This is a genomic window from Chryseolinea sp. T2, from assembly GCF_037203685.1.
Lineage (GTDB): Bacteria > Bacteroidota > Bacteroidia > Cytophagales > Cyclobacteriaceae > Chryseolinea.
On record NZ_JBBCAU010000005.1, the window covers coordinates 359890 to 372451 of the forward strand.

Below are 12562 nucleotides of genomic sequence, written 5' to 3' on the forward strand. Positions count from 1 at the left end.
GTTACAAAGCGGCGATAGCCCAGATCACCAGTTTTGTAATAACGTATGTGGAGTGCATTTAAGGATCCCGGTATCTACCTCGCTTTAGCGGCGGCATTGGCTGTTGTTGCCAGTGCTTTCTATCAGTTTAATGAGAAACAAAAGGCATCGGAACTTAATGATTCTACACGCAGTGCTTTGGCTAAGGCAAATGATAGGATTGAGACACTCACGCTTACACTCGACCAGGAGCGGCGGACTGTAAATAAGGCACGCGAAGATGCTGTTCAGGCAAGCAAGGAAGCAAGTTATGCCAATCGTCAGCTGCTGCAGCACACAACGGGCAGCCGTACACGCCCGATACTCAGCGCTTTCACCAATGAGCCTCATTACAATACGCTCTACGTTGTTATCGACAATCCCAGCGACTTCCCGATTTACGACGTGAAGGTGGAGCTGTCAGCGGGTCCGCATATTAGTAAACTCGGAGGCGACGATCATCGCTTCTTCAATGATAAGATGATTGAGACTTACCATCCTGGCACTCTTGTCCCGAATAGAAAAACTCAGGTGGCAAAACTCAAAATTGAGAATCCAATAGAAGGGTTGTCTTACAGCTATACTGTAATCTGGCGGTTCGGCTATTACAAGGGTCGGATTCAAAGCGTACGCAAAGTTGACGCGCAGGGTACGCAGTGGTTTGCTATTGACTACGCTCCCTATCCATCGACCACCGCTCCTTAGCCATATTTCTGGTTAACCGAAGGCAAGCATTCTGTAGCTTTCGCTGGTTCCGCAGACCGTCTGCACTCCATATAGTGCCATTCCACACACACACCAAAACGGCAGTGTATGCATTGCCTATCTTTCCTTCAAAGGAATCAATGATGTTCTCTGACGATTCATCATCGTAACACCACCATTTATGAAAGCAACGTACCCACAATTTATCACGCGCGCCCTAAGCGCAATTCTACTCATCACTTCTGCGCTATACGCCGAAGCACAAACCACATTAGACAGCAGCATTCCTGTACGCGGCTTCTGCGTGGCGGCGCCAAAGGCAAATAATGTTGATTCCTTTGTGAAGTTTATCAAAGAGGAACTTACAACCCGTGGCGTGAACACTCTCATTCTGCGAGTCGACTTCAACTATCAATACGAAAAGCATCCGGAGCTTCGTGACAGTATTGCTCTCTCGAAAGCGGACGTTAAAAAGATTGTGAGCGTTTGCAAGAGCAATAACATTCGTCTTATCCCGCAGATCAATTTGCTTGGCCATCAGTCGTGGGCACAAACTGTCTATGCACTGCTGCGTGTCTATCCTCAGTTCGACGAGACACCACATGTAAAGATGCCAGACAAATACGTGTGGCCTAATGCAGATGGTTTGTACTGCAAAAGCTATTGCCCATTGCATCCCGAAGTTCATGGTGTGGTTTTCGATCTGGTTGATGAGATCTGCGATGCATTTGAGTCGACTGCTTTCCATGCAGGAATGGATGAGGTATTCTATATAGGCGATGACAAGTGTCCGCGTTGCAGTGGCCGTGACAAGGCTGAGTTATTTGCAGGCGAAGTGACAACCATCAGAAATCACCTTGCGCAAAAGGGTCGCGAACTTTGGATATGGGGTGACCGTCTTATCGACGGAAAGACTACTGGTATCGGAACGTGGGAGGCGAGCATGAACAATACTTATCGCGCCGTTGATCTTATTCCTAAAGATGTGTTCATCTGCGACTGGCATTACGAACGCCCTGATAAGACTGCAGTTTACTTTGCCATGAAAGGTCTTCGCGTCGCCACTTGTCCCTGGAGAACTCCGCAGGTTGCAACACAACAGGTATCTGACATGTATAACTTCAGAAGCACAGCTACCGCGGCTATGCAACCATATTACCAGGGGATAATTCAGACCCATTGGTCAGGTGCTGAAAACTTCATGGATGGCTACTATGGAAAGATCAAGAATGATCAGGCCGGAAACAAAACGGCATGGGATACTTTCCGGGCAATATTTCCCAAGCAGTCAACGGCTGGCAAGAAGTAAAAACGAAGGAATAGCTCTGTGCTATTTCTGAGCAACCATTTGCGGGGTGGCCACGCATCTGAATCCGATGTGTGACATCCCGCTGTCATATGCTGAACCCTGTCGGGCACTGGGACGGAAATTCACACAATAATCGGAGGCGCAGAGAAAAGAACCACCGCGGGTAACATGTTTAATGCTGAACGGTTCCTGAGGATCGTTAGTTTTACCCGGCCCCTGAGGATTCACTGCCAGTCCGCTCTTGCTCAGGTCGGCGTAATAGTTAACATCGAAGAAATCAGAGGTCCATTCCCAGCAGTTGCCAATAATGTCATAGAGGCCGTAATCGTTCGGTGGGTATGACTTCACAGGAGATGCGCCTGCGAAACCATCTTCCGCTTCATTTTTGGAAGGAAACGTTCCCTGAAATGTGTTCGCCATGAACTTGCCGCCTGGCTTGAAATCGTCACCCCAGCTGTACCGTTGGTTATCTCGTCCGCCGCGTGAGGCAAATTCCCATTCCGCTTCTGTAGGAAGCCGCTTTCCTGCCCATTTGCTATAGGCGACGGCATCATCGAACGATACATGAACGACTGGAAAATTGTCTTTACCGTTGATGTTAGTTCCCGGGCCACCTGGATGCTTCCAGTCAGTACCCGTAGTCCAGGCCCACCACTGAGAATAATCGTCCAGAGAGACCGCATACGAAGGGGGCGAGAACGTAAGCGATCCTGCAGCCAGCATGGTTTCTGCGGGCTTGGGGGTACCGGGGGGTAGTGTTTTCTTTAACTCCTCCCAATCGGGCTTTTTCTCCGCCGTGGTAATGTATCCTGTTTCGTCGACAAACTTCTTGAATTGAGCGTTAGTGACCTCAGTAGCGTCCATCCAGAAGCCGTCTACTTTTACACGGTGAGCCGGACGCTCGGCGGCGTAGGATTCCGGATCATTTGTACCCATAGAAAATTCACCACCGGGAATCCACACCATTCCCTCCGGAGATGCTGCCTTCACAGAGGTTGTGCTCTCGGTCGCTTTTCCGGATTCGTTTGTTTTGCTGGTCGTGTCAGTTTTGTCTTTGCAGGCCGCAAAAACAATTACCACCATAGCTGCAATGCTTGCTCTCATATCTCTTGCTGTAAGAACTAAAATTAAGTGGACGTTGGTGGTCGCCCGTGAATTGAATCTTCAAAGCTACACACCTTTGTGAAAACGCCAAACTTCAATAATAACGATGAAAAGAGTACGCTCTCAATTATTCAACAGCTTTTGTATCTGTATGAAGTTCAATCCGCACCCTTTTTCCCAAAAGGCAGATAAGCGAAGAGCCAGTATTTTACACTGGCACCGTTGCGAATCCGCTAACGCATGAACCAGGTAAAATTCGCCTGCACCAATACATTCAACCTTGGCTGCCCGGCGATGTATTTAGAAATACGAAGAGACGCTGCTGTGCGATCTCCAAGCATTTTACCGAAGTCAGATCGGACAAAAAAGTAATCAGTCTTCTCAATAAGCGCATGGGAGTACATGAGATTAAGGGAAAACCAACCATTCCAGTCCTCAAGCTGTGCGACGAACGGCAGAGCTATAGAGAGATTCTGAAGTTTATCATCCTTTTCGGAATCATCAGGGTCAGGCGAACCATCTGAACCGCCCTGACTGTTGACATCCTCGGTGGAAAAAAGGTATCTCACTTCAGGATAAAAAGCCAGTGCCGGCCCGGGTCTATAGGTGAGTACAACCCCCGGCCTATACATCCAGGCGCCTGCTCCGCGTCCCAACTGATACTCCCCAGTTGGTGCACTCACATCTAATGTTGCCGTGACTCGTTCCAACCCTGAAAAGGTTTCCTTGAAATATGGAACGTAGTACGCTGTCATGCGCAGATCGCCCATTCCTGTCGTGTTTTCGAATCCCTGATAGTCTCCCTTGAAAACGTTGTGGACAACAGGGATGGACATCCCAATCAGAAAGCGTTCATTTTTGAGTCCATAGTAATACGCCGGTCTCAGCGCATAAAATTGAGACTCATCGAAATAGAAGTATGATTCGATGTCGGTCGTTATCCGCGATCGCATGCTTACCGGATCGGAAGCGTTCTTAAGGTAATCTACCTGCTGGCCCTGTGCGTTTAGCAGAGCAGCCATACAAAAACTGATTAAGATCCAGCATCTATTCATGTGATGTCTGTTTCAGCCACACTTAACTCCAACTTAATATAACCTAACAGCTACACGCTCATCTGACGGTAGCCCACGAGTGCAAACAGCAATATAACCACATAACAAATCACAGGTAACAGGTAGGCGGCAGCGACGTCGGAAGTTTCGGCAACCCATCCCATCAACGGTGGGAACAAAGCTCCTCCAACGACTCCCATTACTATGAACGACGAGGCCTGTTCGCGCAGGTCATCTAGATTCTTAAGCCCAAGTCCAAAAATTGTTGGAAACATGATTGAGAACGTGAACTGCAGGCCGATAAGAGCGGCGAAAGAAAGCCAACCCAACTTCAACCAAATGATAAAACAGAAAAAGATACTACCAGTAGTATAAATCGCCAGCAGTCTGTTAGGTGGCATATACTTCATGAGGAATGTTCCAAGCACTCTGCCTGCCAGCATCATTAACATGCTAAAGCTAAACCACTTTGCGGCCACGGCATCTGTCATTCCAGGCATGTATGCAACTGAATAGTTAATAAAGAACGCCCATGTTCCGCCCTGAGCAGCTACGTTAAAAAACTGGGCGACAACGGCCCATCGGAAATGGCTGTACCCAAACAATTCGCGGTACGAACGCTGATGAGCCTGATCGGGCTTCGACTCCTGCAATGGTGGTACTTTCAGAAAAGAAAATGCAATGCCTATAGCAAGCACTACTGCGCCAATTACCGCGTATAACACCTTTACCGACATCAAATCCGTTTGCGTATCGCCAGTCACCGCATGTCGCAAAATGAAATAACTACCGAGCAAAGGGCCAATGATAGTACCCACTGCGTTGAAGGTCTGTGAAAAGTTGATGCGTTGTTCCGACTTTCGTTCATCTCCGAGCGCAGCCGAGAATGGATGTGCTACTGCCTCAAGTGTGGAAAGGCCGCAGGCAAGTATAAACAACGCGATTCGAAAGAAGCCAAACGACTCCGCCCCTGCAGCCGGGATAAACAGGAAAGCACCTATGGCATACAAACCCAGTCCCAGCAAGACTCCATTCTTGTATCCAAAACGTTTCATGAACAGGCCTGCTGGAATCCCCATTACAGCATAAGCTCCAAAAATCGAAAACTGAACGAGACCCGACTGAGACAATGATACGTGTAGCACCTTCTGGAAATGCCGGTTCAATACATCACCCATGGAAATGGCTATTCCCCACAACATGAATAAGCTAGTGACAAATGTAAACGTAGGTATGTATCTTCGTTCTGTTAAGGATGCCTGCTGCATATTGGAAGTGTAGAATGTTAAAACGCAAACTGTGCTGCTTAAAGCTAAGATAAATTAGTGAATCAATAACGCGTCAGGGCGCCGCAGATGAATATTCATTCGGCCTCGTTTTATCCGATGTCGGAAGGGACTAAATTCGACGGGCCAGGCAGATCATCCGCTTCGTAAAAAAACTCCGCTGCTGGCGGTGATATTTTGGCCGGGCTCCGCACATAACAGAAAGGAATAACCAATGGAAACAATAAATGCCGTTTTACAACCAGTCCAGTTGGATGAGTCGCTGTATGCCGCTTTGTACGACGAGGTATTTCCGATCCTTGCCTCAATCATAAGCCGCCAGGGCGGCACCCGGACAGATGCTGAAGACATTTTTCAGGACGCCCTCATCGCTTATATAGAAATGCAGTCAAAGGCGAGTATAGATCATCCGGCGAAGTACATTGTGGGCATCGCGAAACACCTGTGGGTTCGAAAATCCAGAAGAAATGGCATGTTCCTGAAGCTGGACGATTACGAGCAGTCATTAACACTGCCGGAAGAAATTGCCTCCGAAATTCAGCCTTCAATTCTGCTGCGTTTTCTGCAACGCGCAGGATCAAAGTGCATGGACCTTTTGAGTGATTTCTATTTTGCCGGAATTACGGTCACTGAAATTGCTATTAACCATGGCTTCTCAGGTGCCCATTCGGCATCGGTTCAAAAGAACAAATGCCTTGAAAAAGTGCGCTCGATGGTGAAAGAAAAACAACTGCATCATGAAGACTTCATGGGATGAACTAGCTCTTATTGAAAGGTATCTTGACGGCGAGCTTAGCACGACTGAACTGACCGTCTTTGAGAATCGCCTGGACAAAGAGCCATTGCTGAAAGCTGATGTCAAGGTTCAAACGGCAGTTCGAACGCTTGTCAAAAGACATTACGTGCTCAAGATGAGAAGTCAGGCGAAGGAGTTGCACGCACATCTGTATAACGATCCCGCCAGGCGCAGTATGCGTCAGGCAATTGAAGCACTATTCAAATAATTAAACACTTATGACTTATTCTTCTCTGATCCCCATGGTTGTTGACAATCATGGAAGGGGCGAACGCGCCTATGATATTTATAGTCTCCTGCTGAAGGAGCGCATTGTCTTCCTGGGAACCGGCATCAACGACGAGGTGGCGAACGTTGTAGTAGCCCAGCTGCTCTACCTGAATAGTGCGGACCCGAAAGCAACGATCAGCCTGTACATCAACAGTCCGGGAGGAAGTGTATACGCGGGCCTGGCTATTTACGATGCCATGCAGATGATCTCTTCACCGGTATCAACGGTTGCGGTAGGCGTAACTGCCAGCATGGGAACTGCACTTCTTGCCGCTGGTGCAACGGGAAAGCGATACGCACTTCCACATGCAACCATTCATATGCATCCCACAGGAGGCGGCGCTAAAGGTTATACTGAAGACGTGCGCATAGCAATTCGCGAACAGGAACGAATTCAGGCCCAGCTCTTCCATCTGATTGGCAAGCACTCCGGTCACACGTGGAAAGAAATAGAAGAATTCTTCCTTCGTGACCGCTATATGTCAGCACTTGAGGCCAAGGACTTCGGATTAATTGACAGTGTTCTGGGCGATACCAGCAACATTGTTTCGCTCAGCAATCCTGAATCCACTCTTTCGTTCGCCGCTTCGTCGAAGCTTGTTGATCGGATAAGCTTGCCCGAATAGACTGGCGGTTATCTGAGCCAATCAGTTTACGGGAATAGACCAGTCGTCAGTTCGAAAACTTGATACAGGTAAGCCAGACTTGCCAAACAAATTCCCAATTGAAGCATTGGACCATGCATACCGTACAGCCACAGGCTCCTTCACCTCTTTTGAGGAAACAATAACGGTATTGCCATCAATCTTTGCCGTGGCCGGATAGAACTTATGATCGGCACCAGCAATGAGAAACTCTGTTGGAGAACCATTTTTGGCCAGTAACCCATCCGTTGCAAATTCAAACGTGAGGCGAACCTTTTGCTTCTCTACCTTCATTGAAGCATACTGGGGAGACTGATAAACAATTCCGCTCTTGCCATACGTCTTAACCAACGCTACATTGGCCAGGCGTTCTCCGACAGGCTTCTTAAATTTGGGATGAATATCAGTTACATCTTCGACGAGATCGGAGATCACAACCATGCCGGTCTTTGGTATGCTTTGCATCTGAACCTGTTGTTCCCTGATCAGAGTACCCTTTTCAACATCTCCATATCCTTTGTAGGGAGCAATTTGAACGTAGTAAAATGGAAAGTCCGTTGCAAACTCTTTTCTCCAGACTCCAATAAGAGTTTCCATCAGTTGCTTGTATGTCGCTGGTGCTGCGGTGTTCGTTTCTCCCTGATACCAAAGTGCTCCTGCCAATGTATACGGCAACAGTGGATTGATCATCGAATTAAAAGTAACTGCCGGCCTGGACGGACACCACGGACGGTCGTCCTTTTGTTTCATCGCAGCCTTCTTCAGCGCTTCATTACCATCGATAATTTCCGCAGGTACCCATGATTCAGCTGGCGTGCCACCCCAACTGGCATTGATCAATCCAACCGGAAGGTGAAGATTTTCATTAAGCTTCTTCCCGAAGAAATACCCTACTGCGCTGAATCCGGTTACGGAATTCCGATCGCAAATCTTCCATGTCCCCTCTCCTCTTGTTTGTCTTGAGTCGGCCGCAGAATTAGGAACGTCGAAGAGACGGATCTGCGGATCGTTGACCTGCTCCATGATTGTCTTTCCATCATTAGATGCCGCCATGCTCCATTCCATATTTGACTGGCCTGAGCATAACCAAACCTCTCCTGATAGAACATCCTGAATAACCTGCTTTTCATCGCCGGCCATCACCGTGATTGTATGAGGTCCGCCCGCCACTGGCGTCTTAACCGACGTCTTCCAGAACGCAGTATTTGCAGACTTCGTCCTGATCGTGACTGTGTCCCAGCTGACTTTTATGACCACATCCTGTGTCGGATTCGACCAGCCCCATATCGGCACCGTTGCATTCTGCTGTATCACCATATGATCAGAATACACACCTGGCAATCGAAGCTGGGCGTGGCCAACACCGAAGAGCGCACAGAAGGTGATCAACAGGCAATACCTAAATGCCTTTGGTATAGGAATATTTTGATTACCAGACCTCATAATATTAAAAGCAGATCTTAGAACTGTTACGATTTACTGAGTGGAAGTTATCAAACGGCCTTTAGCACCTCACCGTGTTTGGCAACAACGGCGTCCAGCTTTGCAACCAAACCTGAATACTCCTTCATGAGGCGTTTCCCTGTTGCAGTAATTTGTGTCCCCCCTCCTTTTGTTCCTCCCTTCTGTGTAATCACATACGGGCGCGACCCCCGGGTGTTCATCTCTTCTACCATTGCCCAGGCTTTCTTGTAAGACATACCCATTTCTTTGGCGGCACTGGCTATTGAACCTGTCTCTTCAATGTATTGCAATAGTTCGAGCCGACCCGGGCCAAAAAATTTGGTGCCATCGATATCGATCCAACACCGCATTCTGATTTGCTTCTTTGCCATATAAATAAATAATCCAGCTCTTAATATAAGATGCAAATAGAACTTAATGAAACCGATGGCAAAGTTCACTAACAAGGTTAACTTTAATGGTGTGATAGTCGTCGACTGCCAGCGATTTTACCGCCACTAACTTATTGACATGAGCAACCGAACATACTCTACCCTGCTTTTAGTTTTATTGGGAGCGTCACTAACGACTTTAGCTCAGCCTTCACTGCAATTTGAAAAACAATTTGTGGCTGCAGAGGCATTTGAAACAGTTGCAGTGCTTGATGTAGATGGTGATGGCAAGCCCGATCTGTTATCCGGCTCCTTTTGGTACAAAGGACCTGATTTTACGACGCGCAAGTTTATTGGCGCCATACCACGGCACAGTGAGTATTACGACGACTTCTCCGCGATCGTGCTGGACGTCAACGGAGACAAACGTCCTGATGTTGTAACCGGCGGTTGGTTCGGCGCTACATTGTTCTGGCGTGAAAACCCGGGAAACGAAGGTGAATGGAAACAACACGTGATCAGTCGGCCGGGAAACATCGAAACGACAAGGGCATGGGATATCAACGGAGATGGTACGGTCGAGATTGTACCTAATACACCAGGCAAACCTCTGCGGCTGTACCGGCTAACAAATGCAGCGGAAGCGCGCTTTGATTCAGTTCAAATTGTAAACGTACATGGCCATGGACTGGGTTTCGGGGACATCAACGGAGACGGTCGTGGAGACTTTGTAGTCGACAACGGCTGGATTGAGGCACCATCAAGCCCCTTCACTGAAAAGTGGAAAATGCACGAAGATTTTAAGTTTGAGCAGGCAAGCGTGCCATTAATTGTTGCAGATGTAAATGGCGACAAGTTATCGGATATTATTATTGGTCAGGGTCACAACTACGGCCTGCACTGGCTGGAGCAGGTTATGAGTAAAGACGGTAAGCGCACCTGGAAGCAACATGAGATTGATCCTAAGAACGCACAGTACCATACGATGGAATGGGTGGATCTCGACAAAGACGGTCGCCCCGAACTGATTACAGGAAAACGCTATCGCGCACACGACGACAAAGATCCCGGAGCTCATGACCCTCTGGGCCTTTACTACTTCCGCTGGAATGGAACCTCATTCGTAAAGAACGTGATCAGCTATGGCAAGCCGGGTGATGGAAAAGGGACGGGTCTTTACTTTCAGGTCGTAGATCTCAACAACGATGGATGGAAGGATATTGCAGTGGCGGGCAAGGATGGGTTATGTGTGTTCTTCAATAAAGGCGTGAAGAAGTAGGCCTCCGGAGAGAGTAACCAGAATAGTTCAATACGTCTGGCTAAAGCCGCTCAACCGTCATTCCGCCGCCAATGTCCAGCACTTGTCCGGTTGCGTAGCTCAGCCGTCCAGTTGCGAGCACAGCCACCGCATTGCCCACATCGGAAGCTTCACCCCATCGCGGTTCAAGGGTCAGACCATTCGAGATCAGCTGATCATATTTCTGCTGCACGCCGGAAGTCATATCAGTGTGAATAATTCCGGGACGTACTTCAAAAACGCTTATTCCATCGGAAGCCAGTCTTGCTGCGAATAACTTAGTCATCATTGCCAATCCGGCCTTCGAGATACAGTATTCTCCCCTGTTAATTGAAGCATGTGTAGCCGACACCGATGTTATTGTAATGATACGCCCGGGCTTTTGACGCGCTGCATTTGAATCTTTCATATGACGGGCTGCGGCCTGTGTAAGAAAGAACGTACCCTTGAGATTGATATCCAACAGCCGGTCAAAGTTGTCCTCATCCAACTCCAGCAGATCTTTGCGTACAAATGGAGCCACGCCGGCATTGTTCACCAGAACATCTATGTTGTTAAATCTGTCAAGCGCAGTCTTCAGTATGCGCGTACGATCATCGGCAGCACCAATGTTCCCCTGGCAGTAAACAACCTGGGCACCGAGCTTCCTTAATGATTCCAAGGCTGAGGCAGCATCGGCTTCAGGTCGCACGCCATTGATGGCAAGGTCGAAGCCCGCTGTGGCCAACGCCTGGGCTATGCCCAAACCAATTCCTCTGGTTCCACCGGTGATCAATGCAACTTCGCGCATCCTATTCTGCTTTTATTTCCTTCAACATTTTGGCTTCGGTCATCGATTTGTAATATGGATCCAGTGGGAAGCATCCCGATAGCATTCCATTGCGTGGTGCTGTCGTGCAATCTGAAAATGTTCTGCAAAGCTTTTCCCGTTTCAGCGGAAGGCGCTTCAGGATATCTTCAGGCATTTCCGGATATGATAATACCATCCGTCCCAGTCCTATGAAGTCAGCACCTCCGGTCCGTAACACGTTTTGACCCACATTCGGAAGCCACTCCTGCAGATAGGAATATGCTGAACCCACAACTGCAAGTTTGGGGAACTGCTTTTTAATCACGGCGGCTGCCTCCAACTGTCGGGCTACACCGACAAGCGGATCTTCAGGTGGCTGATAACCATCGGAAGGTGGAAACAGCGCGGGTCGCTGAATGTGCGGATTATAGTAAGGACTCCCTGCCGTGGTACACATGAGCTCGATATCAAGCGACTGAAGTAGTTCCAGGAACCTAAACGGCTCTTTATAATCGATACCCACTCCTGACTCGTCTCCTCCAAAAGCGTAGTGATAAGAACCAGTTTGTTCCGGTTCGCCCATTTGCTCGCTTCCGGGCTTGAATGGAACATAGTCAAAGGCGCTGAGTCGAACACCAATATCCAGACCTTGCGTGCTGGCGCGAATGCCCGCCACAATGTCTCTCAAAAAACGGGTACGATTCTCGAAGCTGCCGCCATACTTACCTTCCCTCCCGGTGGCACTAAGGAACTCATGCCCCAGGTATCCATGGCAATGCTTGATATCCACGAAATGATAGCCAGCATCAGCTGCAAGCTTTGATGCCTTAACAAAATCATCGATTAACCTGTCTATGTAATCATCCGTCATCAAAGGATAATCCGGAGCAAGACCAAACTTTCGATTCAAAACCGGATGGCGATAAAGTATCTGGGGCTCCATCCTCTTCTTGTCATTGGGTTTGCAGAATCGACCTGAATGAGTAAGTTGAAATCCAACTAACAGGTCATCGGCATTTCCAAACTTCCCGCGGTGATCTTCATAAACATTTTCGAACAGCGTTTTATAAACATCCGCATTCTTATCATTTATCAGCAACTGATTGGGATTGGCTCTGCCGTCGTGCCTGACGGCTACCGCCTCACAGCCCCACAATAACTTTGCACCTGAGATTGCGAAATGCTTCCACCTCCTTCTCGAATGATCGCTTGGAAGCCCCTCTGCAGTTCCGTCCCATCCCTCCATAGGGAGAATGCAAAATCTGTTGCCAATGACTTTTCCTGAGCGAAGAACATAGCGTTCTCCGAATGGAGACCCCGTGCTGTCATTCAGGTGCTCGTCTATCGGCAGCGTTGTATTAAGGCTCGAGAGATAAGATTGTAAATCGCCAAACGTCTTTAGTTGTGCGATGCGCTTATACTTTGGCTTGTGTTTGCCGCTCATGGGACAAAG

At 48.4% G+C, this 12562-nt stretch carries 13 protein-coding genes; 6 read left to right on the plus strand and 7 right to left on the minus strand.

The genetic code is table 11. From position 1 onward, the window contains the following. Window positions 1-45: 45 nt before the first annotated feature. On the plus strand, window positions 46-723 hold the full coding sequence (locus WBG78_RS18250; protein WP_337327901.1) for a hypothetical protein: 678 nt from the start codon (window positions 46-48) through the stop codon (window positions 721-723). A 181-nt stretch (window positions 724-904) separates the two neighbouring features. Further along, window positions 905-2032 carry a family 20 glycosylhydrolase gene (locus tag WBG78_RS18255; protein ID WP_337327902.1) on the plus strand — a complete coding sequence of 376 codons (1128 nt, stop codon included), beginning with the start codon at window positions 905-907 and terminating at the stop codon, window positions 2030-2032. A gap of 21 nt (window positions 2033-2053) precedes the next feature. On the opposite strand, the gene WBG78_RS18260 is transcribed toward WBG78_RS18255, so the two are convergent. From WBG78_RS18260 to fucP, 3 genes are all read right to left on the minus strand, one after another. Further along, window positions 2054-3136 (minus strand): formylglycine-generating enzyme family protein, encoded by a 1083-nt coding sequence (locus tag WBG78_RS18260; RefSeq protein ID WP_337327903.1) that lies wholly within the window; start codon window positions 3134-3136, stop codon window positions 2054-2056. Between the two features lie 233 nt (window positions 3137-3369). Continuing rightward, window positions 3370-4158 (minus strand): transporter, encoded by a 789-nt coding sequence (locus WBG78_RS18265; protein WP_337327904.1) that lies wholly within the window; start codon window positions 4156-4158, stop codon window positions 3370-3372. An 83-nt stretch (window positions 4159-4241) separates the two neighbouring features. Beyond that, on the minus strand, window positions 4242-5459 hold the full coding sequence (gene fucP / locus WBG78_RS18270) for an L-fucose:H+ symporter permease (RefSeq protein ID WP_337327905.1): 1218 nt from the start codon (window positions 5457-5459) through the stop codon (window positions 4242-4244). Window positions 5460-5691: 232 nt separating this feature from the next. Between fucP and WBG78_RS18275 the strand changes: the two genes are divergently transcribed. The 3 genes from WBG78_RS18275 to WBG78_RS18285 are packed head-to-tail and all read left to right on the plus strand — an operon-like array spanning window position 5692 to window position 7169. Then, window positions 5692-6234: an RNA polymerase sigma factor gene (locus tag WBG78_RS18275; protein ID WP_337327906.1), complete on the plus strand. Its 543-nt coding sequence runs from the start codon at window positions 5692-5694 to the stop codon at window positions 6232-6234. Then, window positions 6215-6481 carry a hypothetical protein gene (locus tag WBG78_RS18280; RefSeq protein WP_337327907.1) on the plus strand — a complete coding sequence of 89 codons (267 nt, stop codon included), beginning with the start codon at window positions 6215-6217 and terminating at the stop codon, window positions 6479-6481. Before WBG78_RS18275 ends, WBG78_RS18280 begins: the two co-directional genes overlap by 20 nt. Window positions 6482-6491: 10 nt before the next feature. Further along, window positions 6492-7169 carry a ClpP family protease gene (locus WBG78_RS18285; RefSeq protein WP_337327908.1) on the plus strand — a complete coding sequence of 226 codons (678 nt, stop codon included), beginning with the start codon at window positions 6492-6494 and terminating at the stop codon, window positions 7167-7169. A 21-nt stretch (window positions 7170-7190) separates the two neighbouring features. Here the strand turns inward: WBG78_RS18285 and WBG78_RS18290 are convergent, their stop codons facing one another. Together WBG78_RS18290 and WBG78_RS18295 are read right to left on the minus strand one after the other, a co-directional pair. Beyond that, the gene (locus WBG78_RS18290) at window positions 7191-8630 is read right to left on the minus strand and encodes a sialate O-acetylesterase (protein ID WP_337327909.1); all 1440 of its coding nucleotides are present in this window, start codon (window positions 8628-8630) and stop codon (window positions 7191-7193) included. A gap of 50 nt (window positions 8631-8680) precedes the next feature. Continuing rightward, window positions 8681-9022 (minus strand): winged helix-turn-helix domain-containing protein, encoded by a 342-nt coding sequence (locus WBG78_RS18295; RefSeq protein ID WP_337327910.1) that lies wholly within the window; start codon window positions 9020-9022, stop codon window positions 8681-8683. A 139-nt stretch (window positions 9023-9161) separates the two neighbouring features. On the opposite strand from WBG78_RS18295, the gene WBG78_RS18300 reads away from it, so the two are divergent. Then, complete coding sequence (locus tag WBG78_RS18300; protein WP_337327911.1) at window positions 9162-10301, plus strand: FG-GAP repeat domain-containing protein; 1140 nt, start codon at window positions 9162-9164, stop codon at window positions 10299-10301. Between the two features lie 40 nt (window positions 10302-10341). On the opposite strand, the gene WBG78_RS18305 is transcribed toward WBG78_RS18300, so the two are convergent. Together WBG78_RS18305 and WBG78_RS18310 are read right to left on the minus strand one after the other, a co-directional pair. Next, window positions 10342-11109 carry a 3-ketoacyl-ACP reductase gene (locus WBG78_RS18305; RefSeq protein WP_337327912.1) on the minus strand — a complete coding sequence of 256 codons (768 nt, stop codon included), beginning with the start codon at window positions 11107-11109 and terminating at the stop codon, window positions 10342-10344. Between the two features lies 1 nt (window position 11110). Beyond that, window positions 11111-12553 carry an oxidoreductase gene (locus WBG78_RS18310; protein WP_337327913.1) on the minus strand — a complete coding sequence of 481 codons (1443 nt, stop codon included), beginning with the start codon at window positions 12551-12553 and terminating at the stop codon, window positions 11111-11113. Between the last annotated feature and the right edge of the window lie 9 nt (window positions 12554-12562).